The sequence below is a fragment of the Aliihoeflea aestuarii genome (genome assembly GCF_024105665.1).
In the GTDB taxonomy this organism is placed as follows: Bacteria; Pseudomonadota; Alphaproteobacteria; order Rhizobiales; family Rhizobiaceae; genus Aliihoeflea; species Aliihoeflea aestuarii.
This window is the reverse complement of the sequence record NZ_JAAAMK010000002.1, coordinates 381,331-406,922: the sequence shown is the minus strand read 5'-3', so window position 1 is coordinate 406,922 and position 25,592 is coordinate 381,331. Positions and strand designations below refer to the sequence as shown.

Annotated in this window: 28 protein-coding genes; 14 read left to right on the top strand and 14 right to left on the bottom strand. The window is 62.9% G+C overall.

Annotated features, from left to right (window positions below; translation table 11 throughout):
- Positions 1-11: 11 nt before the first annotated feature.
- The gene (locus tag GTW25_RS06365) at positions 12-506 is read right to left on the bottom strand and encodes a SixA phosphatase family protein (protein ID WP_252911116.1); all 495 of its coding nucleotides are present in this window, start codon (positions 504-506) and stop codon (positions 12-14) included.
- A 165-nt stretch (positions 507-671) separates the two neighbouring features.
- On the opposite strand from GTW25_RS06365, the gene dksA reads away from it, so the two are divergent.
- On the top strand, positions 672-1,088 hold the full coding sequence (gene dksA, locus GTW25_RS06360) for an RNA polymerase-binding protein DksA (protein ID WP_252911115.1): 417 nt from the start codon (positions 672-674) through the stop codon (positions 1,086-1,088).
- Between the two features lie 3 nt (positions 1,089-1,091).
- On the opposite strand, the gene GTW25_RS06355 is transcribed toward dksA, so the two are convergent.
- Positions 1,092-1,844 carry a flagellar biosynthetic protein FliO gene (locus tag GTW25_RS06355; protein ID WP_252911114.1) on the bottom strand — a complete coding sequence of 251 codons (753 nt, stop codon included), beginning with the start codon at positions 1,842-1,844 and terminating at the stop codon, positions 1,092-1,094.
- A gap of 188 nt (positions 1,845-2,032) precedes the next feature.
- On the opposite strand from GTW25_RS06355, the gene cckA reads away from it, so the two are divergent.
- Positions 2,033-4,609: a cell cycle histidine kinase CckA gene (gene cckA, locus GTW25_RS06350; RefSeq protein ID WP_252911113.1), complete on the top strand. Its 2,577-nt coding sequence runs from the start codon at positions 2,033-2,035 to the stop codon at positions 4,607-4,609.
- Positions 4,610-4,636: 27 nt separating this feature from the next.
- Here the strand turns inward: cckA and GTW25_RS06345 are convergent, their stop codons facing one another.
- Positions 4,637-5,521 (bottom strand): MBL fold metallo-hydrolase, encoded by an 885-nt coding sequence (locus tag GTW25_RS06345; protein WP_252911112.1) that lies wholly within the window; start codon positions 5,519-5,521, stop codon positions 4,637-4,639.
- A 106-nt stretch (positions 5,522-5,627) separates the two neighbouring features.
- On the opposite strand from GTW25_RS06345, the gene GTW25_RS06340 reads away from it, so the two are divergent.
- On the top strand, positions 5,628-5,876 hold the full coding sequence (locus GTW25_RS06340) for a ParB N-terminal domain-containing protein (protein WP_252911111.1): 249 nt from the start codon (positions 5,628-5,630) through the stop codon (positions 5,874-5,876).
- 124 nt (positions 5,877-6,000) lie between these two features.
- Here GTW25_RS06340 and GTW25_RS06335 read toward each other — a convergent pair whose 3' ends face one another.
- From GTW25_RS06335 to GTW25_RS06290, 10 genes are all read right to left on the bottom strand, one after another.
- Complete coding sequence (locus tag GTW25_RS06335) at positions 6,001-6,765, bottom strand: transporter substrate-binding domain-containing protein (RefSeq protein ID WP_252911110.1); 765 nt, start codon at positions 6,763-6,765, stop codon at positions 6,001-6,003.
- Between the two features lie 107 nt (positions 6,766-6,872).
- Complete coding sequence (locus GTW25_RS06330) at positions 6,873-7,793, bottom strand: DMT family transporter (RefSeq protein WP_252911109.1); 921 nt, start codon at positions 7,791-7,793, stop codon at positions 6,873-6,875.
- Positions 7,794-7,961: 168 nt separating this feature from the next.
- Positions 7,962-8,870 (bottom strand): TIM barrel protein, encoded by a 909-nt coding sequence (locus tag GTW25_RS06325; RefSeq protein WP_252911108.1) that lies wholly within the window; start codon positions 8,868-8,870, stop codon positions 7,962-7,964.
- A gap of 23 nt (positions 8,871-8,893) precedes the next feature.
- Positions 8,894-9,643 carry a glycerophosphodiester phosphodiesterase family protein gene (locus GTW25_RS06320; RefSeq protein WP_252911107.1) on the bottom strand — a complete coding sequence of 250 codons (750 nt, stop codon included), beginning with the start codon at positions 9,641-9,643 and terminating at the stop codon, positions 8,894-8,896.
- 18 nt (positions 9,644-9,661) lie between these two features.
- On the bottom strand, positions 9,662-10,540 hold the full coding sequence (locus GTW25_RS06315; RefSeq protein WP_252911106.1) for an ABC transporter permease: 879 nt from the start codon (positions 10,538-10,540) through the stop codon (positions 9,662-9,664).
- A 10-nt stretch (positions 10,541-10,550) separates the two neighbouring features.
- Complete coding sequence (locus tag GTW25_RS06310) at positions 10,551-11,477, bottom strand: ABC transporter permease (RefSeq protein ID WP_252911105.1); 927 nt, start codon at positions 11,475-11,477, stop codon at positions 10,551-10,553.
- Positions 11,478-11,486: 9 nt separating this feature from the next.
- Positions 11,487-12,473, bottom strand: a complete 987-nt coding sequence (locus GTW25_RS06305; protein ID WP_252911104.1) for an ABC transporter ATP-binding protein — start codon at positions 12,471-12,473, stop codon at positions 11,487-11,489.
- Positions 12,470-13,471 (bottom strand): ABC transporter ATP-binding protein, encoded by a 1,002-nt coding sequence (locus GTW25_RS06300; RefSeq protein WP_252911103.1) that lies wholly within the window; start codon positions 13,469-13,471, stop codon positions 12,470-12,472. The genes GTW25_RS06305 and GTW25_RS06300 overlap by 4 nt, the downstream gene beginning before the upstream one ends.
- 76 nt (positions 13,472-13,547) lie before the next feature.
- Positions 13,548-15,182 (bottom strand): ABC transporter substrate-binding protein, encoded by a 1,635-nt coding sequence (locus tag GTW25_RS06295; RefSeq protein ID WP_252911431.1) that lies wholly within the window; start codon positions 15,180-15,182, stop codon positions 13,548-13,550.
- 123 nt (positions 15,183-15,305) lie between these two features.
- The gene (locus GTW25_RS06290) at positions 15,306-16,031 is read right to left on the bottom strand and encodes an HAD family hydrolase (protein WP_252911102.1); all 726 of its coding nucleotides are present in this window, start codon (positions 16,029-16,031) and stop codon (positions 15,306-15,308) included.
- A 142-nt stretch (positions 16,032-16,173) separates the two neighbouring features.
- Between GTW25_RS06290 and GTW25_RS06285 the strand changes: the two genes are divergently transcribed.
- Positions 16,174-17,109, top strand: a complete 936-nt coding sequence (locus tag GTW25_RS06285; RefSeq protein ID WP_290127939.1) for a sugar-binding transcriptional regulator — start codon at positions 16,174-16,176, stop codon at positions 17,107-17,109.
- Positions 17,110-17,128: 19 nt separating this feature from the next.
- Here GTW25_RS06285 and phnF read toward each other — a convergent pair whose 3' ends face one another.
- Positions 17,129-17,866, bottom strand: a complete 738-nt coding sequence (gene phnF / locus GTW25_RS06280; protein WP_252911100.1) for a phosphonate metabolism transcriptional regulator PhnF — start codon at positions 17,864-17,866, stop codon at positions 17,129-17,131.
- A gap of 91 nt (positions 17,867-17,957) precedes the next feature.
- On the opposite strand from phnF, the gene phnG reads away from it, so the two are divergent.
- The 10 genes from phnG to phnC all read left to right on the top strand — a co-directional run bounded on the left by phnG (position 17,958) and on the right by phnC (position 25,591).
- Positions 17,958-18,431: a phosphonate C-P lyase system protein PhnG gene (gene phnG, locus GTW25_RS06275; RefSeq protein WP_372493067.1), complete on the top strand. Its 474-nt coding sequence runs from the start codon at positions 17,958-17,960 to the stop codon at positions 18,429-18,431.
- Positions 18,431-19,036 (top strand): phosphonate C-P lyase system protein PhnH, encoded by a 606-nt coding sequence (phnH, locus tag GTW25_RS06270; protein WP_252911098.1) that lies wholly within the window; start codon positions 18,431-18,433, stop codon positions 19,034-19,036. Before phnG ends, phnH begins: the two co-directional genes overlap by 1 nt.
- 3 nt (positions 19,037-19,039) lie before the next feature.
- Positions 19,040-20,140, top strand: a complete 1,101-nt coding sequence (locus tag GTW25_RS06265; RefSeq protein ID WP_252911097.1) for a carbon-phosphorus lyase complex subunit — start codon at positions 19,040-19,042, stop codon at positions 20,138-20,140.
- The gene (gene fosX, locus GTW25_RS06260; RefSeq protein WP_252911096.1) at positions 20,137-20,556 is read left to right on the top strand and encodes a FosX/FosE/FosI family fosfomycin resistance hydrolase; all 420 of its coding nucleotides are present in this window, start codon (positions 20,137-20,139) and stop codon (positions 20,554-20,556) included. The genes GTW25_RS06265 and fosX overlap by 4 nt, the downstream gene beginning before the upstream one ends.
- Positions 20,553-21,389 (top strand): alpha-D-ribose 1-methylphosphonate 5-phosphate C-P-lyase PhnJ, encoded by an 837-nt coding sequence (locus GTW25_RS06255; RefSeq protein ID WP_252911095.1) that lies wholly within the window; start codon positions 20,553-20,555, stop codon positions 21,387-21,389. The genes fosX and GTW25_RS06255 overlap by 4 nt, the downstream gene beginning before the upstream one ends.
- Positions 21,390-21,393: 4 nt before the next feature.
- The gene (gene phnK, locus GTW25_RS06250; protein ID WP_252911429.1) at positions 21,394-22,170 is read left to right on the top strand and encodes a phosphonate C-P lyase system protein PhnK; all 777 of its coding nucleotides are present in this window, start codon (positions 21,394-21,396) and stop codon (positions 22,168-22,170) included.
- Positions 22,171-22,210: 40 nt separating this feature from the next.
- On the top strand, positions 22,211-22,915 hold the full coding sequence (phnL, locus tag GTW25_RS06245; protein WP_252911094.1) for a phosphonate C-P lyase system protein PhnL: 705 nt from the start codon (positions 22,211-22,213) through the stop codon (positions 22,913-22,915).
- On the top strand, positions 22,915-23,535 hold the full coding sequence (locus GTW25_RS06240; RefSeq protein ID WP_290127916.1) for a DapH/DapD/GlmU-related protein: 621 nt from the start codon (positions 22,915-22,917) through the stop codon (positions 23,533-23,535). Before phnL ends, GTW25_RS06240 begins: the two co-directional genes overlap by 1 nt.
- A 181-nt stretch (positions 23,536-23,716) precedes the next feature.
- Entirely contained in the window at positions 23,717-24,649 is a 933-nt protein-coding gene (phnD, locus tag GTW25_RS06235) for a phosphonate ABC transporter substrate-binding protein (protein WP_252911092.1), read from the top strand.
- Positions 24,650-24,733: 84 nt separating this feature from the next.
- Complete coding sequence (phnC, locus tag GTW25_RS06230; protein WP_252911091.1) at positions 24,734-25,591, top strand: phosphonate ABC transporter ATP-binding protein; 858 nt, start codon at positions 24,734-24,736, stop codon at positions 25,589-25,591.
- The last annotated feature ends 1 nt before the right edge of the window (position 25,592 follow it).

Sequence of the window (25,592 nt, the reverse complement as noted above, 5' to 3'; positions counted from 1 at the left end):
CAAAACGCGCGCTATTTCGTATCAGAAGGTCGCAGGAAGAGTTCGAGCGTTCCCGAGCCCGGCTCGATCCGCTCCAGCGGTTCTTCAAAGGCGATTATGGCCAGGCCGCATGTCGGGAAGCCGCCCTGAAGCTCAGGATGGCTGCCGGCATTTTTCACCAGAGCCGTCGCCAGATCTTCCATGACCGGGTTGTGGCCGACGATCATCAGATCGGAATCCGTTTTCTGGGCCTGGATAATCTCCAGCGTCTGAACCGGCGTAGCCTCGTAAAGTGCGTCCAGATACTCGACTGTAAGATTACCCAGCGTCAGGGCCTCCACGGTCTGCCGGGTGCGCACCGACGATGACGAGACGACCTTGCCGGGCAGCGATTTGCGTGAGCGCAATTCGCTGCCGAGGCGTGTGGCATCGTCGATGCCGATCCCTTCCAGCGGGCGGTCGAAATCGCGCTGGCCGGGACATGCCCAGCCGGCTTTCGCGTGGCGCAGAAGGTAAAGTCGCGGCATTCGGGTCCCTCGTTCGCTTCGCATGAGTTGGCATGCACCGCACCGTTGGGTGATCGCACATGTGCGCGCAAGGTGACAAATGCGTGAAAGCCCGGTTCTTAACGCTTGTGTGGTGCATGCGCCCCGAATATACAGGCGCCCGGTTGCTTATGTGGGGTGAGTCTTATGAGCAAGGCTGTCGAGTCTGACTATATGCCATCCGAAGACGAGCCGTTCATGAATGAACGGCAAAAGTCATACTTTCGCGGAAAGCTTGTTTCCTGGAAGAACGACATCCTGCGGGAAGCGCGCGAAACGCTGGATATCCTGCAGCGCGAGAATGCCAATCATCCCGATCTCGCGGATCGCGCATCTTCCGAAACCGACCGCGCGATTGAATTGCGGGCGCGTGACCGGCAGCGCAAGCTGATCTCCAAGATCGACGCGGCACTGCAGCGTATCGACGAAGGGACTTACGGCTATTGCGAGGAGACCGGCGAGCCGATCTCGCTCAAGCGCCTCGATGCCAGGCCGATCGCGACGCTCTCCATCGAGGCGCAGGAACGCCACGAACGCCGCGAAAAGGTCTATCGCGACGAATGACGATCAGCGCCGCTCCTGCGGCGCTTCGTTCAGGAGGCGATCCATCTCGTCCTCGATCGACGGTTCACGGCGCTGCGTTGCCGGTGCGGGTTCGTCGGTCTTGCGAAAATCACGTTCGAACTCCGATACCATGACTTCGTCCACATTCGGCTCGGTCGCGGCGACGCGCTGGGCGATGGCAGGCTCCACGCGTGGCGTATCCGGCTTGACGACCGGCGCGTCCACGGCCTGAACGGCAGGCGTTTGCGTAGTGTGCATCGCGGGCGCTTCATCCAGCGGCTCGCGGCGTTCGGGCACGGGTGGCGTAACAGGCTGGCGTGCGGCGACGACTCGAGGCTCCCGTTCGACGGTCGCGGCGACCGGTTCCACCTTTGCCCGTTCCGGTGCAGGAGCGGATGTCGCTTCATGGCGGCGGCGCGGTGCTTCGTGGGGCTGCGCCGGCTGGTACGGAACGGAGCGACCGGGGCCGATGATGTTCTGCTCGATGACGATGTCGGTCGGGCCGCCGATCATGATCAGATGCTCGACCTCGTCGCGTCGTACGAGCACGAGGCGGCGCTGCGCATCCACCTCGGCGGCGTCCATGACGGCAAGCCGGGCCCGGTAATTTCCGGCCGACCCGTAGGTTCCCGACGACACCTTCCGGAAAATCCTGACGATCAGCATCACGACGCCGAGGGCGACGAGCGCGATCAGCGTCCACATGACCGCGTTGGCATAGCCCGGTCCCGCGATATCCTCAAACCATGTCGGCATGTTCGTTTCCGCCTTTTCGAATCCTGTATGAGCAAATGCTAAACCCCGCAACGCATAAGGCGTCCACCCGGTTGCGTCGAGGCTGACGTCAGGCTTTCTTCATGCATGTCCCGTTCTTGCGACTGCGTATGGCGATGATGTATGCGGAAACGAACCCTCTTGATGAACCCGGCTGGGAGGCCGCCTTCATGGCGCAAAAGAATGGCGAGCCCGACCTGACGCCGATCGTCGACCAGAATACGCGCTTGTCGACGCTTTCGCGATTGATTGGCTTTATCATCGCGTTCGTCATCTGTGCCATCGCGTTAATCGTCTTCAACGATGTCCTGAGCCACAACACTTTGCTGGGCCTTCTGGGCCTGCTGGCCATGATCGGCGTGGGTTTCCTGTTCGCCCTTGCGATCGGCTTCATCCAGATATCGGGACGATCCTCTTCCGACAGTCTTGCCCGTTCGCTCGTGGACAGCGCGTCCCAGGGCTTCGTCGTCACCGACGTCAAGGGGCGCATTCTTTATGCGAATCAGGCCTATGCGGACATGACCGGCGCAGTGTCGGCGGATGATATCCGCACGATCGAGGCGCTGCTGTCCGACAGCGCCGAGGCGGCGCAGATTGTCCACAAGCTGTCGACCGCCGTTCGCGACGGTCGTGACGCCGATGGTGAGTTCCGTTTGCCGCGTCCACTGCGCGCAGGCGGCGAGGCGGGGGCACGGTGGTATCGGGCCGCCGCAAGAACCTTCCGTTCGCCGGATTTGCGTCAGCCGGCAGCGTTGTGGACATTGGTCGATATTTCCGACGAACGTGCGGAACAGGAGCGCTTCTTCCTCGATCTGCAAAAGGCGATCGACCATCTGGACCACGCGCCGGCCGGTTTTTTCGCCTCGGATGCGGGCGGAAGGCTGACCTATCTGAACGCCACGCTCGCCGATTGGCTCGGGGTGGATCTGGCTGGTTTTTCTCCCGGTTCGCTGCGTCTGTCTCAGATCATCGCAGGCGACGGCATGGCGCTTCTCTCGGCCGTGAAGGCCGAGCCCGGCGGCGTTCGCGACGCCGTGGTCGATCTCGATCTGATGGCCGTGTCGGGAGCGGCTATTCCCGTGCGTATCATGCACCGCGTGGCGACGAGCCGAGACGGGGTCGCCGGTCCCAGCCGTACGATCGTTCTCAATCGCGTCGAAGGAACGGACAGTTCCGCCGATCTGCGCGCCTCCGAAATCAGGTTCACGCGCTTTTTCAACTCGACGCCCATGGCCATTGCCGGCATCGACGGCGACGGCCGGATCCTGCGCACCAACGCGCCGTTCCTGTCCCTGTTCTCGTCGGTCATCGACCGTAACGCGATCGACGGCCACGCGCCGCTCGACCGCGTTATCCATGACCGGAATCGCGAGGCGTTCCGCATGGCGCTCGATGCCGCCAAGTCGGGGCAGGCGGATATCGCGCCGATCGACACCGTTCTGCCCGACAACGAAGAGCGCCATTTGCGCTTTTACGTGAATGCGGTGACCGATGCCGGCGGCGAGGATGGAGCGGAGGAGGCCGCCATCGTCTACGCCGTCGAGACGACCGAACTGAAGGCGCTCGAAGCGCAGATGGCGCAGAGCCAGAAGATGCAGGCGGTCGGGCAGCTTGCCGGTGGCATCGCGCATGATTTCAACAATGTGCTGACGGCCATCATCATGGCTTCGGACCTGCTCCTGACCAGCCATCGCCCGTCGGACCCGTCCTTCGCCGACATCATGAACATCAAGCAGAACGCCAACCGCGCCGCCTCGCTGGTGCGCCAGCTTCTCGCCTTCTCGCGCAAGCAGACGCTGCGCCCGGAGGTTCTCAACCTGACCGATGTGCTTGCCGATTTGCGCATGCTTCTGGTGCGCCTCGTCGGCACGGATATCCAGCTTTCGGTCGAGCATGGGCGTGATCTGTGGGCCGTCAAGGCCGATATCGGACAGTTCGAGCAGGTGGTCGTCAATCTGGCGGTCAATGCACGCGACGCGATGCCTGAAGGTGGAGCGTTGGCCGTGCGCACGCGCAATGTCGCGAGCGGCGACTGCGCGGCCTTCGGCTACCGCGAACTGGCGCCGGCCGACTATGTGATGATCGAGGTCGAGGATTCAGGAACGGGCATTCCGCATGAAGTCATCTCGAAGATTTTCGAACCTTTCTTCACCACCAAGGAAGTCGGCAAGGGCACCGGCCTCGGGCTATCGATGGTTTACGGCATCATCAAGCAGACCGGCGGCTACATCTTCTGCGATTCGCAGGAGGGGACCGGGACGACGTTCCGCATCTTCCTGCCGCGTCACATGGCGGTGATCGATGCGGAAGGCGCGCCCGCTTCCGTCGATCACCCCCCCGCACAAAAGCTAAGCGAGGCCGCCAAGGATCTGTCCGGAACGGCGACGGTCCTTCTGGTCGAGGACGAGGACGCCGTGCGCATGGGCGGCGTGCGCGCGCTCGCATCGCGTGGGTACACGGTCCATGAAGCTTCGTCCGGCGTGGAAGCGCTGGAAATCTTCAACGAACTCGATGGCCAGGTCGACATCGTCGTCTCCGACGTGGTCATGCCGGAAATGGACGGGCCGACGCTCTTGGGCGAGTTGCGGAAGATCGCGCCCGACATCAAGTTCGTCTTCGTTTCGGGCTATGCCGAAGACGCGTTCGCGAAAAATCTTCCCGCGGAGGCCAGGTTCGGTTTCCTGCCAAAGCCGTTCTCGCTCAAGCAGCTTGCGACGGTCGTGAAGGACATGCTGGACGAAAAATAGCCTGCCTGTGCCGGGCAGAGCTGTCTTTCACTCCCAGACGGCGTGCTTGAGGGCGTTGAGCGGAAACTTTAGGTGGCGCCCGCCGTTCGCATCAGGGGCGGGCAGGTGGCCGCCATTCATGTTGATTTGCAGCGCGTGAAGAATGAGCTTTGGCATGGGCAGGGTCTTGTCCCGACCCTCGCGCAGGGCCACGAATTCCGCCTCGGTGCGGCATTTCGAGATATGCGTGTTCGTCGCCTTCTGTTCGGCGACCGTCGATTCCCACAACGGTTCACGCCCGCCCGGCTGATAGTCGTGGCCGACGAAGATGCGGGTCTCGTCAGGCAGTGCCAGAATGTCGCCAATCGACGTCCAAAGCCGCGCCGCGCTGCCGCCGGGAAAATCACACCGCGCCGTGCCTGAATCCGGCATGAAGAGCGTGTCGTGGACGAATGCCGCATCGCCGGCGACATAGGTGATGGAGGCCAGCGTGTGGCCGGGCGAAAAGAGCACCTGCACGGGGATCGAGCCGATCGAGAAGGTTTCACCCTCGGCGAAGAGGCGGTCCCATTGGGAGCCGTCGGCGGGAAAATCAGGCCAGCCGTAGATGCCTTTCCAGATTTCCTGCACCTCGACGATCCGCGAGCCGATAGCGGTCGGCGCACCGGTCTTTTCCTTGAGATAGGGCGCGGCGGAAAAGTGGTCGGCATGAGGATGCGTGTCGAGAATCCATTCGACCGTCAACCGTTCATTCTCGACATAAGCGAGGATGGCGTCGGCGTTCTTCGTGGCCGTCGCGCCCGATTTTTCATCGAAATCGAGCACGGGATCGATGATCGCGCATTTGCCGGTCGCCGGATCGGACACGACATACTGGATGGAAAAGGTGCGCTTGTCGAAGATGCCCTTTACGAGCGGCCTGGCCGAATCCATCGAAATCCCCCACATTCTTCATGCCGTTCGATACATAGTCCGCACGCATCATTGCAATGGCAAGCGCTTGCAGGTCTTCTTGCCGGATGATGCGAGGGAGAAATCCATGCTGCGCTCCAAACCTGTTCCGATCGATGCCGTCTACGTGCCCACCGCGCGCCGCAAGACGCTGCATCCCGACACGTCCCGCGTTCTGGCGGAGGACATTCTGGAGAACGGACTGCAAACGCCGATTCAGGTACGAGAGGACGGCGCGCGCTATGTGCTGGTCGAAGGGCTGCACAGGCTGGAAGCGATGAAATTTCTCGGTGAGACGACGATCGAGGCTTATCTCGTGCAGGCGCGCAGGCACTAGAGCAGCGGGCGTTCTAACGAACGCAATCCCGCTGCTCCAGCTTATTATTCCTGGCCGCATTCATGCGACGCCAGACGATTCCGTCTGACTGCAAAATGCTCTAGCTCCCGCGCGCGCTTCACGATCAGCGCGCTATCAGGCTGTGTGTTTCCTGCAGCGTTGCGAGAGCGCCGGTCAGTTCCATGTCATGAAGAATGAAATCGACGGTGTCCTGCAATCGCGCGGCGTCCGGCGCCATGAGATAGGCAAGCTGGCTGCGCGTGAAGGGTTCGGCGGCGAGTGGCGCTGCAAGCCGTTCGTCGGAGCCGGAATAGAAGATGGCTTCCGGGCTGTCGGTGAGCATCACATCGACTTCTTTTTCGGCGACCGCGACCGGGATTGCCAGATTGCTTTCGATGACGATGATTTCGGCGTTTTCGATGTTGTCCTGAACGAAGGCGTAGTTGGTCCCGCCGGGATTGACGCCGATCTTCACCCCTTCCTGATCGATATCCTCAAGAGAGCCGAAACGATCCGACTGGTCGACATGGACGAGCGGTGTCTTGCCGTATGTCAGGTAAGGCTGTGAGAACCGCGCATTAAGCTGCCGGGCGACGGTCCGGCTGATGCCGCTCATGCCGATGTCGTAGCGATCGGCGGCAAGGTCTTCCATCAATGTCGGCCAGCTCGTCTCCACCAGCTCGAGTTCGACACCCAGCGCCATTGCGATGCGTTCGGCCATTTCGACGTCGAAGCCTTCATAATCGTCGCCGTCGCGAAACGAGAAGGGCTTGTAGTCGCCCGTCGTGCCGACCCGCAGCGTTCCCGACTCGATGATTTCGTCCAGATCACGGGCGAATGCGCCCGTCGTCAAAAGAAGGCCAAGCGTAAGGCAGATCAGTCGCTTCATGCAGAAATTCCCCTTTTCTTTTGGCACGGAGCATTGCCCATGACCGCGCCATGCCGATCAGTCACGGTATTCGAAGTACCATCGACGCCGTGTTTTCCCAAACGCATCTAAGGTCGGTCGGCGGGCACGGCCGGTTCCGCAACCGCGACGCGTTTCACCCGCTCGCGCCATAGGGTGAAGAGGCCCGCGCCCATGACGATCGCCGCACCGACGACGAGATTGATGTTCAGCGCCTCGCCGAAAATCAGAAGCCCGACGAGCGATACGAATGGAAACTGGAAATAGGTGAAGGGCTGAACGCTGGATGCGTCCGCGACCTCGTACGCCTTGATCAGCATCCAGTTGCCCGTGATCGCCAGAAGGCAGAGCGCTGCGATCCAGCCGGCATCGCCGGGCGCGACCGTCTGCCAGTGCCACAGGCCGAGCGGCGTGATGAGGATCGCGCCGAAGACGCCCGTCCAGAAAAAGCTGACATTGGCGGCATCCTTGCGCGCGACGTAACGCGTCAGGAGGCTGTAGGCTGCAAAGAGCGTCGCACAGGCGAGCGGAACCAGGGTCCATACGCTCAGGACCGATGCGCCGGGATTGATGATGACCAGCACGCCGACGAAGCCGACGATAATCGCCGACCAGCGCCGCCAGCCGACCTTCTCGCCCAAAAACGGCACCGACAGCGCCGCGACGATGAGCGGGTAGCAGATGAAGACCGCATGCGTCGCGATCAGCCCGATGCTGACGAACGAAAACATGATCAGGCAGATTTCGCTGATCAGCAGAACCGCGCGCAATGCCTGGAGCTTGGGAAAGGCGGTGCGTGTCGCCGCGCGCAGACCGCCGCTCGAACGCGCGGCCCACATGATCGCCAGAAGCGCGAAGAACCAGAAGCGCAGCATGACGACCATGTAGACGCTGACGCTTTCGGCGACATGGCGCGACACGCCGTCCTGAACCGCGAAGACGGCGCAGGTGGCGATCATGTAGAGCATGCCGGCGCGCGGATCAGATGCGGGGGACGACGACTGGCTCAATGGGGCTGTCCGGATAGAAGGCCGTTTGTCGGCGGGGAATTTGGCGCGCTGTTCGGGAGGGAACCGCGATCGCCGAAACGCCTAGCAGCAAAGCGAGCCTCTATCCAGCGGCGGTGCTTGGGCCAGCGGAGACGGCACGACGTGCCGTCTCGATGATCAATGGCCCTATCAGGCCACCTTGGCCACGATCCCATTGCCGGCGATAAGCTTTTTCGCCAGTTGCAGGCTTTCAGGCTGTTCGCTGCGATAGCGCCGGTTGATTTCCATCATCAGGACCGTATCGGGCAGAAACTCGAGCTCGGCGAAGATGTCGGTCCAATCGATATCGCCCCACCCGAGCGGCATATGCAGATCGCCGATGCCAAGCGCGGTGTTTTCCTGAAGGTGGTAGGGGCGGTAGAAGCCCTGTGGACGTCCGAATGAATCATGGACGTGGAGATGGCCCGCGACGGGAGCCATCTCGCGCAGTTCGTTTCGGAAATCGAGGCCGCGATAGGTGGATTCGATATAGGCGTGACTGAAATCGATCAGCGCGACGAGGTTCGGGTGGTTCAAAGCCTTCACGGTGGCGGCGACTTCGCTCGGCGTTTGGCGGTATTGACCCGGTTCCGTGGTGAAGATGTTTTCAAGCGCGATCTTCACGCCATAGGGCTTGCAGAACTCGGCCAGCTCGAACAGCGCATCGCGTTCGCGGGCATCGGCGTCGGCGCGCTCCTGGAGTTGATCGGGACGCAGGCAGCCGCTGTGCTGCACCAGGATACGCGAGCCGACGCGGTCGCAAAGCTCGGCCAGAGCTTTGGCGGCATCGAGCTGATAGCGGCACGTCACAGGATCCATGAAGTTCGACGAAACGAGGCCGTGCACGGTGTAGCGAAAATCGAACTGGCTCGTGAGCGCGACGAGACGTTCGGCGCGCTCGGGAATGATCCGTCCGCCGGCGATGAGGTCAAGACTGGTCAGTCCAAGCTCGACCGTGTCGACGCCGATCTCAGCGAGGCTGCGAAGATCGGTTTCGAGGCTGTGGAACTCGCCGTCGATCGAACCGGCGTTGAAGCCGGTGCCGATGATGTTGGTCATGTCGGTATCTCCTTTTTGAAAGATCAGGCGGCGGCACGGCGCTGGGCGCGCAGGGAAAGAGCAAGGTCGGGGCGGTCGGTGGTCAGATGGCCGATGCCGTGATCGAGCCATTTGCGGATCAGCGCCTCGTCATTGAGCGTCCAGACGCAAAGATTTTCGGCCGGGACGATGGTGGCGATCTCATCCCACTTCGAACCCATCAGTTCGTGGTGGACAGCTACGATGTCGACCAGAGCGTCGACGCGGGTGAGGAAAGCCTCGATGCCGCCTTGCCGGTTGGCCCATGCCGCATTGAGCGAAACGAGACGGGGAATGTCGGCCGCGACGCGCCGGCATTCCTCCAGCACGGAGACGTCGAACGAGGTCAGGTGGCAGCGTGCGCGAAGGTCGTGCCGGTCGATCTCGGCGACGACACGCTCGACGATGCCGTCATAGGCTCGGCCGTCCGGGTCGGACTTGATCTCCACATGGAGGCGCTTGTCCGCTGCCGGGGCGAGCGCTTCGAGCACGTCGGCGAGCGTGGGGATCGTCTCGTCGCAGTCCCTCAGCCGCACCGTTGCGCGCTTTTCGGGCGTAAGGGCGCGGGCCGGGCCGGCCCCGTCGCTCGTCCGATCGAGCGTGGCGTCGTGGATGACGAGGAGTTCGCCGGCATCCGTCAGATGAACGTCGAATTCGACCGCATCCACATCGAGCGCAAGAACCTTGCGGAAACCGCCGAGCGAATTTTCCGGCCAGAGGTCGCGTGCGCCGCGATGGCTGGTGATGAAGGTCATGAGGAGTCTCCCCGTGTTTCAGCGGATGGTCGGATCGAGCTTGTCGCGCAGCCAGTCGCCGACAAGGGAGATGGACAGCGTGGTGAGCATGATGACGACGGCTGGCGCGAGCATGATCCAGGGCGCCGTCGTCAGATATTCGCGTCCGAAACCGACCATGTTGCCGAGGCTGGATTCGGGCGGCTGGACGCCGAGGCCGAGAAAGGACAGGCTGCTTTCCATCAGGATGATCTCGGGAAAGGTCAGCGTCATCGACACGATCAGCGTGGAGGCGATGTTCGGCAAAATGTGCTTCAGATAGACCCGGCTCGGTTTTGCGCCGAGTTGCACCACCGCTGAGGAGTAGCCTTGCGCGCTGGCCGAGATGGCAAGGCCGCGTGCGATGCGCGCATATCGCTCCCACCCGTAAAAGCCCATCAGGCAGATCAGCAGCCACATGGAAGAGCCGAAGAAGGCGAGTACGGCGAGTGCCATGATGAGGAACGGCAGCGCCGCCTGAAAATCGGCCAGTGCCAGCACCAGATGCTCCACGACGCCGCGAAACTTTGCCGCCGCGAAGCCGAGCGCGGTGCCGACCATGCCCGACAGGATCGTCGCGCCGAAGGCGATGACGAGCGAAATGCGGATCGACTGGATCAACCGGGAGAGAACGTCGCGACCAAGCTCGTCCGTGCCGAGCAGGTGTTGCGGATCGCCGGGGCCGACCAGGCGGCTGGACAGGTCCATCGCCGTAATGCCGTAGGGACGCAGCCAGTCGGCGAAGGCGGCGACGAACACCATCGCGGCAAGCCAGAAGATGCCGAAGCCGACGCTGAAGGGAACGGCGCGGCGCAGCCGGTTGACCCTGCGTGCGAGAAAGCCGCGTTCGCCGATGGGAGCGATGTCGAGTGCGGTCATGACGCGATCCTCAATGCGCTGCCTGCATACGCAGGCGCGGGTCGAGCCAGCCATAAAGCAGGTCGACGATCAGGTTGGAGACGACCATCGTCGCGGCGATCATCAAAAGGATGCACTGGACGACGGGTAGGTCGCGATTGGTCACCGAGACGACGAGCAACCGGCCGATGCCCGGCCACGAGAAGATCGTCTCGACGATCACGGCGCCGGCGATCAGCGAGCCGACCATGAAGCCGACGATGGTCACGATCGGCACCGCTGCGTTGGGCAGGGCATGGCGCCAGATGACGTCCGACCATCTAACGCCCTTGGCGGAGGCTGTGCGTACGTAAGGCTGGCCCATCACCTCGATCATGGCGCTGCGGGAAAAGCGGGCCAGAATGCCGATACCGCCGATGCTCATCGCGATGACGGGCAAAACGGAATGCTGCCACGAGCCGTAACCGCCGGACGGCAACAGCCCGAACGTGACGGAGAAGATCAGGACGAGAAGCAGGCCGAGGACGAAGGAGGGTATCGTGAAGCCGAGAATGGAAAGCACGATGACGCCGCGATCCGTCGCGCTTTGGTGATGCAGCGCCGCATAGACGCCCGCGGGAATTCCGAGTGCCAGCTTCAGGAACAGTGCCGGGATCGTCAGTTGCAGCGTGGCGGGAATGCGCTCCATGACGAGGTCTATCGCCGGTGCGCGATCGCGCATCGACACGCCGAAATCACCGGTCAGGATCGACTGGATATAGGCGAGATATTGCACCCATATGGGCTGGTCGAGCCCCCACTGGCTGCGGAAAGCATCGACCGCGCTGGTCGGCACGTCCGGGCCGAGCATGACCTGCGCCGGATCGCCCGACAAACGAAGAACGACGAAGGCGAAGGTCATGACCGCGAAGACCGTGACGACTGCACGCAGAAGCTTTGAAAGCGCAAATCCTATCATTTCGGCCTCCTAGGCGGCGATCGCCACGGTGTGCGGCGTGACCATGTGACAGGCGACGTTGCGCTGAGGCGCAACGGTTTGCAGCGCGGGTCGCGCGGTCCGGCAAATGTCGGCAGCGATCGGGCAGCGTGGATGGAAAGGACAACCGGACGGGCGGTCGGCTGGGTTGGGCGGTTCGCCCTGCAAGATGAGGCGGCCTTCGAGCTTCTTGCCCGGCACCGGCACACTCGAGGCCAACGCCTTCGTGTAGGGGTGGCGCGGACTGGCGAATATGACGTCGGACGAGGCTTCCTCGACGATATGGCCGAGATACATGACGGCCACGCGATCGGCGACGTTGCGTACGACCTTGAGGTCGTGGCTGATGAAAACCATGGCGATGCGCTGGCTTTCCTGCAAATCGCGCAGCATGTTGACGACCTGCGCCTGGATCGACACGTCGAGCGCGGCGACCGGTTCGTCGCATACGAGCAGGTCCGGCCGCGAGGCCAGCGCCCGCGCGATGACCGCGCGCTGCCGTTGACCACCGGACAGCTCATGCGGAAAACGCTCCGCCTGATCGCGTCGCAGGCCAACTGCGGCCATCAGTTCCTCGACCCGCGCGCGGCGTTCGTTCTTCGGCAAAAGCCGGTGGATTTCGAGCGGTTCGCCGATCTGCACGGATATAGGAAGACGCTTGTCCAGTGCCGCGAGCGGATCTTGGTAGACGAGTTGCATTCGCGCTCGTAGTGCCCGCCATTCGGCGGTGCCGAGACGCGGCATGGCTGAGCCTTCGAAGGAGACGCTGCCGCCCTGCGCGGGGTCGATACCAAGCAGCATGCGGCCGAGGGTGGACTTGCCGGAGCCGGATTCGCCGACAATCCCCAGCGTTTCGCCCGGCATGACCGAAAGCGAGACGCCGTCGACCGCACGGACCGGCGTTATCTTGCCGAAAAGGCCGCGGCGCACCGCGTAGGTTCTGACGAGATTCGTGGCTTTGATGAGAGGCTGGGTCAAAGCACGGCCTCCAGGAGTTTTTGGCGAGTGGGTTTCACCGGCTGTCCGGGAACGGGGTTGCGGCAGGCGAGCGACCGTCCCTCTGCCTGCGCGACCAGCGCGGGCACGCTTTCGTTGCAGGCATCGCTCGAACGTGCGCAGCGCGGCGAAAATGCGCAGCCGGACGGCATGTCCTTCGGGTTCGGCACCGTGCCGGGGATGGGGATCAGGCGCGCGCGGGGGCCATCGAGGCGCGGAATGGCGTCGAAGAGGCCGCGCGTATAGGGGTGGCGCGGGGCTTCGAAAAGCGTGTCGATGGGGCCGGCTTCGACGATGCGTCCCGAATACATGACGCAGACGCGCTCACAGACCTGCGAAACCGCGCCCAGATCGTGACTGATGAAGACCGTCGCCATGCCCGTTTCAGCGCGTAATGCTGCCAGAAGGTCGAGGATTTGCGCCTGAATGGTGGCGTCGAGCGCGGTTGTTGGCTCGTCGGCAATGAGCAGGTCGGGCTGGCCGGCAAGTGCCATGGCTATCATTACGCGCTGGGACTGGCCGCCGGAAAATTCGTGCGGAAAAATATCGAAGCGACGGCTCGCATCGGGAATGCCGACGAGGTCGAGCAGACGTATAGCCTCGGCTTTGGCCGCTTGACCGACAAGCCCGCGATGCAGCCTGAGCGCCTCGACGATTTGCCGACCGACCTTGAGGACCGGATTGAGCGAACTCGACGGATCCTGAAAGATCATCGCGATACGGCCGCCGCGAATGCCTTCGAGGACCGGGCGAGGGCGGCCGAGCATCTCGCGTCCTACCACCTTGACCGAACCCGTCACGGTCGCCTTGCCGGGCAGCAGTCCAAGCGCGGCGAGCCAGGTGACGGACTTGCCGCAGCCGGATTCCCCAACGAGGCCGAGGGCTTCGCCCGGCGCGACGTCGAGGTCTATGCCGTGCAGGACCGGTGTGCCGTCGAATGCGACCGTCAGGCCGCGCAGTTCCACGAGATTGGGTCGCATAGCGCCTTCCTCTCCCGATTCATGCAAGTGTGAAAAAGGGGTGGCGGCGGCGAAGATCGCCGCCGCCCGAACGGGCTCAGGAACTCCAGTTGTCCGAGCGGAAATCCATCGCGAAGGCAGGCGCCGCCTTCCAGTTGAGCGACGACTTCATGCCGGTGAATACGGCGTTCTGATGCAGAACCTGATAGACCGGGTCCTCGCGCTCGCAGATTTCAAGCATCCGGGAGAAGGCCTTCTTTCGCTCGGCCCCGTCTGTGCTCGTTTCAAGCACGACCGAGAGTTTGTTGACCTCGTCGTTCGACCATTCGCGTGCCTGCTGCACCTGGCCGTTCGGCCCGAACTGGGCGACCATCGGCGTGACGGGATCGTTGATGTTGGCGGAGGCTGACCAGTCGCGGATGCCGCGCTGCGAGCCGGCATCCATGACCTGCCCCCAGTTCTCCACCATCTGGATCTCGACGTTGAGGCCGGCCTGCTTCCACATTTCCACCAGAATCTGACCCGTCGGCGTCTGGTTGGTGTAGTAATTGTTGAGGAGGCGATAGGGGATCGGATCGCCATTGTAATTGGCCTGCCTCAGCAGATCGCGGGCCAGTTCGAGGTCGAACTCGGGAACCGTCCAGCCGTCGATGAACATGTCGCCGGACTTGAAGGACTCGAATTGCAGGCCGGCCGGAATGACGGTCTGTCCGCCCCACAGCGCTTCCACGATCGCCTGACGGTCGATCGAATGCGTGAGCGCGCGGCGCACGAGCGGGTTTTCCAGCACCGGATGGTGCATGTCGAACACGGACACTCGATGGTTCTGGATCGTCGAGCCCTGAACCTCGAAGCCGGGCGTATTGTTGACCGCCTCGATCTGGTCCGGCGGCAGGTCGCATGCAAAATCGTACTGGCCGGACAAGAGGCCGTTGACGCGCGAGGCCACTTCGGGAACTTCCACGAAAGTGATGCGCTCGAGTGGGGGACGACCGCCCCAGTATTCGTCGAAGGCGACGAGCGTCAGCGAAACGTCGGGGCGATATTCATCGACCATGTACGGCCCGGTCGTGACCGGCTTGCGTGTCCACGCGGCATAGCTTTCCGCTTCGTCCCAGGCGCGGCGGCTGGCGATCTGGCTGCCATATGCGTAGAGGCGGCCTTCAAGCGTGACGTCCGGCGTAGCGTTGTGGAAGCGCACCGTGTGCGTGTCGACGATCTCGACGCCGGCAAGCGCGGGCCAGAGGCGGCGACCGACACCCGGCACGGCGGCCGGAAGTTCGCGGGCGGTGGCCGGCTGGTGCTGCTCAGCGAAAATGGTTTCGCCGCCGGCTGGCTGCGTGTCGCCGAAAACGCGTTCGGCAGAAAAGGAGAACGCGACATCCTCGGCCGTCAGTTCGTCGCCATTGTGGAACTTCACGCCTTCGCGAAGAGTCAATTCCAATGTCTTGTCGTCAAGACGGCGCCATTCGGTGGCCAGACCGGGTACCGGCCCCTGATTGCCCATCCAGTCGCGCAGGATCAGCCCTTCCCACAGATTTGGGAAAAACACCCGTTCGCCGACATTGGACTGTTCGGCCCAGATATCGAGCGTGTTGTTGTTGGTGATCTTTTGAACGGCGATCGTCACCGAAGGGCGCGACCCTTGTGCGAAGGAAAGGCGTGGCAGGATAAGGCTGCCGGTGGCTGCGCCCATCAGGCCGAGGGCGTGGCGGCGGTTGAGTTTCAACATGGTCATCTGCTCCTGATCCAAAGGATGCCCGGCGCGCGCGAAAGGGTTCCGCGTGCGGGCGGTTTGTTGCGTCCTGCTCTAGTCTGTCGAATTCTGCCGTTGCCCGCCTTTTGCGGGAAACGATTACGCTATGGCCGGCTCCGCGCGGGACCGGCCCGACGGGCGCGCGGACGCGCCTGCCGGATTTCTGTTCAAGAGGGCGGCCAATTCGTCCGCTCCCGTTGCAACGCCATGCGCGCCGGCGGCGATAAGCACTTCGGCACGGCCGGGCCGCATGTCTGTCGGATCGACGAAACCGATCGCTGTCATTCCTGCTGCGACCGCCCCCGCAATGCCGTGGGGGTTGTCATCAATGACCATGCAGCCCGCCGGCGCGACGCCGAGCTTGGCCGCACATAGATAGAAAAGGTCCGGTGCGGGCTTGGCGCGTGCCACCATGTCCGCGCTGAAGATGTTCGGCGCGAAGGCGGTCCAAAGGTCGAAAAAACCAAGGCTGCGTTCCAGCCGCTCCATGCCGCTGTTCGAGGCAACGCATTTGAGCGTGTCGAGATCATGGATCAATTCGCTCATACCGGCCATAGGCGCGAGCGATCTGGAAAACTCGGCATACAGATCGTCGCGCGCTTCGGCGAAAATCCGATCAGGGTCGCTCGCGCCGAGTTCCTCGATGCAGATACGGCGCACATCGGCTTGCGAATAACCGACGAAGCGAAGATGCACGTCCTTGAGCGAGATCGATATTCCGGCGCGCGTCAATGCCTGCCACAAAACCCGGCTGGCTACCGGCTCGCTGTCGATCAGCACGCCGTCGCAGTCGAAAATGATCAGTTCAGGTGGGTTGACGGCCATTGCCAGAAATGTCCCCGGTCAAAATGTCGACTTCCGTTTCGATCTGTGGGACAGCTTGCAACCGGCCCGCGGCAAGGGTTAGGTTACAAATGTTACGTCTGTGTGACATTTGGGCGGAGGGGATGTGCCGATACATGAAGTGATGGTAAAGGCGGCATGGCTCTACCATGTCGAAGGCTTGACGCAGGCGCAGATCGGCGAGCGGATGAGTTTGACGCGCAGGCGGGTCAACGAGCTTCTTGCCGATGCGCTCGACAGCGGCATCGTGCGGATCAGCTTTTCCTCGTCGTTAGCGGAAAACGTCGAACTGGAATCGCAGCTTCGGGAGCGTTACGGCCTGGCCGAAGCCTCCATCGCGCCGACGCCCGAAAATCCCGATCTGATGTACGGCGTCATGGGCCGGGTGGCGGCGGGTCTTCTCGACCGGATGATCGCGACGCTGCGGCCTGCATCGCTCGGTCTCGGTTGGGGCTCCACCTTGCGCGAAACCGTGCGCCATATGAGCCGCGCCCCATTGGCCGATCCGCGCATGACGGTCTGCTCCATGATGGGCGGACTGACGCGCGGGGCCGAAATCAACACGTTCGAGATTGTCCACAGTTTTGCCGAAGCGCTCGATGCGCAGTGCCATTACTTCGCGGCCCCGATCTATGCCGACAGCGCCGCGTCTCGCGATCTCATCGCCGGGCAACCCGTTTTCCGCGAGCTTCTGGACGAGGCTGCCGGGGTCGACCTTTCCTTTCTCAGCGTCGGCGACGTGACCGGACATTCGTTGCAGGTCCGGTATGGCCTGCCCGCGGATACGGATGTGCGCACGATCGTTTCGGCAGGCGGGGTCGGCGATCTGCTCGGCTATTATCTCGATGCGAATGGCCAGCCCGTCGACCATCCCTTGAACCGGCAGGCGATCTCGCTCGATCTGTCCCGCTATCGCGGGATCGCGCATCGCATCGTCGTTTCGGGCGGGCGGCACAAACGGGCGATCCTGCGCGCCGTGTTGAAGGCCGGGCTGGCGACTGCGATCGTTACGGATGCCGATACGGCGCGTTGGTTGTTGAGTGGCAAGGAGCATGTGTGAAGCCGGACGCGGCGTTCAGTCATCCGACAGTCAGTTCGACGCGGTCAGCGGCAAAGAGCGTGCGCGCCAGTTCGATTGCCCGCCCGTCGACATCCTCGTCGATCGCCTCAGTCGCAAGCACGATCGCACCGGGTGACAGGCCGAGTTCTTCGACGGTCTTCGGGTCGGCATGTCGGGCGGACACCATCGTCGAACGACGGGTGTAGTCGCTCACGCCTTGCGCGGCGAAGGCGGCCGTGATGGAGCCGGTCTTTCGAAACGTTCTGGCCATGTCCGGGAAGCGCTCTGCGTCGAACCATGCCGTGCTGCGCGAGATTGGTATGCCGTCGGCCTCCGCGATCAGTTCGAGGCGCACGATCGACGCGCCCGGCTTGATCCCGAGCGTCTCGGCGGTTTGCCGATCGGCCGCCTCGACCGCATGGTCAAGCAGGCGGCGCCGCGTTTGACGCGCCTGTCCTTCCAGATTGGTCGAAAACCGGGTGCGCCGCCCCAGCGCATAGGATATGCGCGGCGCACGCCTGATGAAGGTGCCGCGACCTTGTTCGGCATGCAGAACGCCTTCGGCGGTCAGCGCCGCAATGGCCGCGCGCACGGTATGGCGATTGACGGCAAAGCGTTCGGCGAGCGCCAGTTCGGGCGGCAGTTTCGCGCCTTCGACAAGTAAGCCCTCCACGATGTCGCGACGCAGTTCGTCGGCGATCTGCCGCCATAAAGCGATGCCTCCGCCGCGATCCAGACTTGCTGCGCGTGTGTTCAACGGCTCGTTCCTTGTGTCATCAGGCTGTCATTTGTAGGCGATAGATGTAATATGAAGTTGTTTAATTGTCTAGATGAATAGACAAATAGGAATGATCATGCCTCAAACGAAAAGCACGGCGAGCGCCTCGGCGGTCCGCCGCGACGCGATGCAGGTTCTGGCCTCGGCGCCAGCCCAGGAGATTGCACGACTGTTCTCGAATGCGGATTTCGATGGCGATGCGCGGATGCTGCGTCGCCCGGAAACGGGACTCGTCACTGTGCGCGGCCGCATCGGCGGCGGCGGTGCGCCGTTCAATGTCGGCGAAGCGACGGTAACGCGCGCGAGCGTACGCCTTGCCAGCGGCGAGGTTGGCCATGCCTATGCGCTCGGCCGCGACGGCGAGAAGGCGCGCATCTGCGCCGTCATCGATGCGCTTTTGCAGCGCCCCGGCGAAGCGGAGGCCGTCGAGGCCGTCATTTTGGGGCCGCTGCGTGAAGCTCAAGGGAAGGCGACTGCCAAGCGACAGGCGGAGACGGCTGCCACCAAGGTCGAATTCTTCACTATGGTTCGTGGAGAAGACTGATGGAAAGCACGCATATCGAAGGCGGCTTCACCGCGCCGGTACTTGACGGACAGGCGGTCTTTCGCGCCGTCATGGATGCGATGTCCCGGCCCGGCACGGTCCAGAAGCTCGCCGCCGGCACGAACCCGCCCGCACCGCTCGCCGCATCGGCGGCCGCCGTCGCGCTCACCCTGTGCGATCACGACACGCCCGTCTGGCTCGACCCGGCGCTGAAGGGTGTCGAGACCGTCTCGGCATGGCTGTCCTTCCAGACCGGCGCGCCGTATGCGCATACGCCTGCCGATGCGCATTTCGCGCTGATCGCCGAGCCGGCAACGATGATCTCGCTCGACAATTTCGCTCAAGGCTCTCAGGACTATCCCGACCGCTCGACGACGTTGATCCTTCAGGTCGAGACGCTCGAGGCCGGCGCAGTACTAACTCTCGAAGGTCCGGGGATCGAGACCGCCACGCGCCTTGCGCCCGGTCCGATGCCGCGTCACTTCGTGGAGCAATGGCGACAGAACAATGCGCGTTTCCCGCGAGGCGTCGACGTGATCCTTGCCGCGCCGGGCGCGGTTGCCTGTCTGCCGCGCACCACCCGCATTTCAACGACGGAGGCTTGAGCCATGTATGTTGCCGTCAAGGGCGGTGAAGCCGCTATATCGAATGCCCACCGCCTTCTTGCCGATCGTCGCAGAGGCGATCGATCGGTGCCTGCCATCGGGCTCGACCAGATCGTCGAGCAACTGGCGCTCGGTGTCGATCGCGTCATGTCCGAAGGCTCGCTCTATGACCGCGACCTTGCGGCTCTGGCCGTCAAGCAGGCGAGGGGCGACATGATCGAGGCGATCTTCCTTTTGCGCGCCTACCGAACGACCTTGCCGCGCTTCGGCTATACAAAGCCCATCGATACCGAGGCGATGCTGGTCGAGCGCCGTGTTTCGGCCACCTATAAGGATTTGCCCGGCGGCCAGCTTCTGGGGCCGACCTTCGACTATACGCATCGCCTGCTCGACCCGCAGCTTGCCGAGGATGCGCCGGTCGACGAGCCGGAGCGGCGCGAGGAGCCCGGCGAGAAAATCATGCGCGTTTCCGAAATCCTCGCCGGGGAGGGGCTGATCGAGGCCGACGGCGTTCTGCCGGACGACCACAGACCCGGCGACATCACCCGCGAGCCGCTGGAATTCCCGATGGCGCGCGACACGCGGCTTCAGGCGCTGGCGCGGGGCGATGAAGGGTTTCTTCTGGCGCTGGCCTATTCGACGCAGCGCGGCTACGGCCGCTCCCATCCATTCGTCGGCGAGGTGCGGATCGGCGAGGTCGAGCTTGAACTCGAAGTGCCCGAACTCGACTTCGCCGTGCCGCTCGGCTCCATCCGTCTGACCGAATGCCAGATGGTCAACCAGTTCAAGGGGTCGTCCAAGGTGCCGCCGCAGTTCACGCGCGGCTACGGCCTCGTCTTCGGCCAGTCGGAGCGTAAGGCCATGGCGATGGCGCTGTGCGATCGCTCCCTGCGCGCCGAGGAGTTCGGAGAGGACCGCCTTGCGCCCGCACAGGACGAGGAATTCGTCATCTCGCATTCCGACAATGTGCAGGCGACCGGCTTCGTCGAGCATCTGAAGCTGCCGCATTACGTGGATTTCCAGGCCGAACTCGACCTCGTGCGCCGCATGCGCGCAGAGCAGGCCGAGGCGGGCGAGGAAGAGGGCAAGGAGGCGGCCGAATGATCGAGGGGCTGTCTCATATGACGTTCATCGTGCGCGATCTCGATGAAATGAACCGTCTGCTTGTAGATGTTCTTGGGGCTGAAGAGGTCTATTCGAGCGGAGAGGTTCAGTTTTCCGTTTCGAGCGAAAGATTCTTCCTCCTGAATGGAATCTGGATCGCCATCATGGAGGGCGATCCTTTGACCGAGCGCAGCTACAATCACGTAGCGTTCAAGATCGCCGATGACGACTTCGAACTCCATCTCGAAAAACTCCGCGCCGCGGAATTCGAGGTAAAGCCGCCGCGTCCGCGCGTCGAGGGGGAGGGTCGCTCGATCTATTTCTACGATCGCGACAACCATCTGTTCGAGCTTCATACCGGCACGCTCGGGGACCGGCTCGCTCGCTATGCCAAGGGACGGGAGGCGGCCGAATGAACATCGCCAGCTATAATTTCGCGTATCTCGACGAGCAGACCAAGCGCATGATCCGTCGCGCGATCCTGAAGGCGATCGCCATTCCCGGTTATCAGGTGCCCTTTGCAAGCCGAGAGATGCCGATGCCCTATGGATGGGGCACGGGCGGCGTGCAGGTCACGGCGGCGATCATCGGGCCGAACGACGTGCTCAAGGTGATCGACCAAGGCGCGGACGATACGACCAATGCAGTCTCGATCCGTGCCTTCTTCCAGAAGGTCGCCAATGTCGCCGTCACCACCAAAACGGGCGATGCGTCGATCATCCAGACGCGTCATCGCATTCCAGAAAAGCCGCTGGGGCAAGGTCAGGTGCTCGTCTATCAGGTGCCGATCCCAGAGCCGCTGCGCTTCCTCGAACCGCGCGAGACCGAGACACGCAAGATGCACGCGCTCGAAGAATACGGCCTGATGCACGTCAAGCTTTACGAGGACATCGCGCGGCACGGGCGCATCGCGACATCCTACGCCTATCCGGTGAAGGTCGAGGGACGCTACGTGATGGACCCGTCACCGACGCCGAAATTCGACAATCCGAAGATGCACATGTCGCCGGCGCTTCAGCTTTTCGGTGCGGGGCGCGAGAAGCGCATCTATGCGGTTCCGCCCTTTACCGATGTCGTCAGCCTCGATTTCGAGGATCATCCTTTCGAGATCCAGACCTTTACCGAGCCCTGCGCGCTTTGCGGATCGACCGGTGTCTATCTGGACGAGGTGATCCTCGACGATCGCGGCGGACGCATGTTCGTCTGTTCCGACACCGACCACTGCGAGGAATGCCGTGATGAGCACTGACACGATCGAGGACGCGCCACTCCTGAAGGTTGCGGGCGTGTCGAAGTTTTACGGTTCGCGCATCGGCTGCGAGAATGTCTCGTTCGAGCTTTGGCCGGGCGAGGTTCTGGCGATCGTCGGCGAAAGCGGTTCGGGCAAGACGACGCTTCTCAACTGCATGGCGACCCGCCTCAACCCGTCGTCCGGCACCGTATATTATCGGATGCGCGACGAAACCTTCCGTGACATCTATCGCATGGGCGAGGCCGAGCGGCGTCTTTTGATGCGGACCGACTGGGGTTTCGTTCACCAGAACCCGGCCGATGGGCTGCGCATGACGGTTTCGGCGGGCGCCAATGTCGGCGAACGGCTGATGGCTGTCGGCGAACGCCACTATGGCGAAATCCGGGCCTCGGCCATCGACTGGCTCGGTCGCGTCGAGATCGCCGGGGACCGGGTGGACGACGAGCCGCGTGCCTTTTCGGGCGGCATGCGTCAGCGCCTCCAGATCGCGCGCAATCTCGTCACGCGACCGCGCCTCATCTTCATGGATGAGCCGACCGGCGGCCTCGACGTGTCGGTGCAGGCGCGCCTGCTCGATCTTCTGCGCGGTCTCGTCGGTGAACTCGGTCTGTCGGCCATCGTCGTCACGCACGATCTTGCCGTCGCGCGGCTCATCTCGCATCGCATGATGGTGATGAAGGACGGGCGGGTGGTCGAGCACGGCCTGACGGATCGCGTGCTCGACGACCCACAGGCTCCTTACACCCAGCTTCTCGTCTCCTCGATCCTTCAAGTTTAGCCGTGTGACCTCGCAACATCACGCGCAAGGGAAAACAGCCATGCCAACTCCGCTCGTCGTTCACGACGTCGCCAAGACCTTCACCATGCATGTTCGGGGCGGTGTTCGGCTGCCGGTCGTAGAAAACGTGTCCTTTTCGCTGAAGACCGGCGAATGCGCGGTGCTCGGCGGACCCTCCGGCGTCGGCAAAAGTTCGATCCTCAAGATGGTCTACGGCAATTATGCGGTCGATACCGGTGAGATCATCGTCAAGCATCGCGACGCGCTGATCGACGTTGCCAGGGCCGATCCGCGCACGGTCCTATCCATCCGGCGCGAGACAATCGGCTATGTCAGCCAGTTCCTGCGGGTTGTGCCGCGCGTCGGAGCGCTCGATATCGTCGCCGAACCGCTGGTCGAACGTGGAATGCCGAGAGATGCAGCGCGCGAGCGCGCAAGCGTTCTTCTGGCTCGGCTCAACCTGCCCGAGCGGCTCTGGCACCTGCCGCCCGCGACGTTTTCCGGCGGCGAGCAGCAGCGCGTCAATATTGCGCGCGGCTTCATCACCGACCATGCGGTGCTGCTTCTCGACGAGCCAACGGCATCGCTCGACGCCGTCAACCGGCAGGTGGTGATCGATATGATCGAGGAAAAGAAAACGGCGGGCGTGGCCCTTCTAGGCATCTTCCACGACGCCGACGTGCGCGAGCGGGTCGCCGACCGCATGGTCGACGTTTCCGCCTTTGCGCCGGCGAGGGCCGCGTGATGGGCAAACTTTCCGAAACGCCGTTTGTCCATCCCACGGCGACGGTTCGCGACTCCCGTCTCGGACGCTACACGGAAGTGCGCGAACGCACGCGTTTCATCGAATCCGTTCTCGGCGACTATTCCTATATCGTGGAAGACGGGAGCGTCTGGTGCGCCGAGATCGGCAAATTCGCCAACATCGCGGCCGCCTGCCGCATCAATGCACCGAACCACCCCGTCGAACGGGCGACGCTGCATCACTTCACCTACCGCTCGTCGAATTACTGGGACGATGCGGACGATGACGCGGCCTTCTTCGATTGGCGTCGGGATCACAAGACCACCATCGGTCACGACACCTGGCTTGGGCACGGCGCGACGATCCTGCCGGGCGTCACGGTCGGCAACGGTGCGGTGATCGGTTCGGGAGCGGTCGTCACAAAGGATGTTGCGCCTTACCTGATCGTGGCCGGCGTGCCGGCGCGGCCCATCCGCGAGCGGTTCGAGACGAGCATCGCCGATCGATTGCAGGGACTGGCATGGTGGGACTGGGATCATGCGCGCCTGCGCGCCGCGCTCGCCGACTTCCGGTCGCAGTCCGTCGAGGCATTCCTGGAGAAATATGAGCAAAGTCGATGACTAAGCGGGCATCTGCACGCTCTTCGTGCACACATGACTTCACCGCCTGTGAGTTGTCATGAATCCGTCAGCGAACGGTAATCGCACTGTCGCAAGCCGTGCCTAAAGCTCCCCACGTCAAGCCGACCACAGGACGTCGGCTGTAATATTCCATACGAAACGAAAGCTTGGGAGCTTCGCAATGATCGCGCATCTCATCCGTACCACCTGTGCCGCGGCCATCGCCGCTTCCGCACTCGTCGCCCCGGCCGCCGCGCAGGACGACTGGAAATCCGAACTGCCCGTCTTCCGCGTCGGCCTTCTGGGCGGCGAAAACGAAGCCGATCGCCTGCGCCGCAATGAATGCCTCGTCGAGCAGCTTTCCGAGGCGCTCGGCGTCCCGGTCGAACTTTTCCCCGCCTCCGACTATGCTGGCGTGATGCAGGGCCTTCTGGCCGGCCAGCTCGACACCGCTTCTCTCGGCGCATCGGGCTATGCGGGCATCTATCTGCAGGACCCGGAAGCCGTCGAGCCGGTCTTCGTCAGCCTCGAAAGCGATGGCTCCAACGGCTATTACGCGATGATGTACGCCAAGTCGGACTCCGGCATCGAAGACCTTGAGGATATGCAGGGCAAATCGCTCGCATTCGCCGATCCGAACTCGACTTCGGGCTATCTGGTGCCAAAGGCCGAGCTCGAAGCTGCCGAGATCGACATCGAGACCTATTTCTCGCGCACCGGCTTCGGTGGCGGACACGAGCAGGCGGTCGTCGCGGTTCTGAACGACCAGTACGATGCGGGCGTCACCTGGACCTCCGGGCAAGGCGAACAGTCGCAAGGCTTCTCGCGCGGCAATCTGCACACGATGGTCAATAACGGCCTTCTCGACATGAATGACCTCTCCATCATCTGGACCTCGAACCTCATCCCGAACGGGCCTTGGGTGGTGCGCAAGGAGGTGCCGCAGGAAGCCAAGGACATCTGGACCGACTGGATGGCGAACCTCGCCGAGACCGATTACGAGTGCTACAAGGACGTTTCGCAGGGCGAAGGTCCGGGCTTCGAGCGCGTCGACCATTCCTTCTTTGAAGGCGTCGTCGCCATGCGCGAGCGCGAGCTTCAGGGTTCCCGTTAAAAATCCGACCGACAAACAGGCCCGCATCAAACGATGCGGGCCTGTTTCGCATCGTCCCCGGCCAACCCGCGACAGGACATGATCATGCTGAAGATCGACGGCCTCACCAAAGCTTTCAAGGACCGCAAGGCGGTCGACAACGTCTCGCTCGAGATCCCGGACGGGCAGATCGTCGGCATCATCGGCCGCTCGGGCGCGGGCAAATCGACGCTGCTGCGCATGATCAACCGGCTTGCCGAGCCCGGCGAGGGACGCATCCTGTTCGGACGGCGCGACATCACCACGCTCAAGGGCCGCGAGCTTCACGCATGGCGCGCCACCTGCGCGATGGTGTTTCAGCAGTTCAACCTCGTCGGCCGCCTCGATGTCATCACCAACGTTCTGACCGGACGGCTCTACCATCACGGCCTCGTGGCGAGCCTTCTCCAGCATTTCACCGCAGCCGAGCGTGCCTATGCGATCAAGGCGCTCGACCGCCTCGGCATGGCGCACACCGCGCTTCAGCAGGCCGACACGCTTTCGGGCGGCCAGATGCAGCGCGTCGCCATCGCCCGTGCGCTGGTGCAGGAGCCGAAACTCCTGCTCGCCGACGAGCCGATCGCATCGCTAGACCCGCTCAACGCCAAGATCGTGATGGACGCACTGCGGACCATCAATCGCGAGGACGGAATCACCGTCATCTGCAATTTGCATACGCTCGACACGGCGCGCACCTATTGCGACCGCATTATCGGCCTTGCCGAGGGCAAGGTCGTTTTCGACGGGAATCCCGAGCAACTGACCATGCGCATGGCGCGCGAGATCTACGGCGCGGAAGCCGAGGAAGCGTTCCACGAAGGCATGACCTCGACTTCTCTTAACGGCCAGCCGGCCAAGCCCGCTCTTTCCGCAGCAGAAATCGCCAAGGCGCAGATCGCCAAAGCCGAAGCACTCGTAGGCTGAC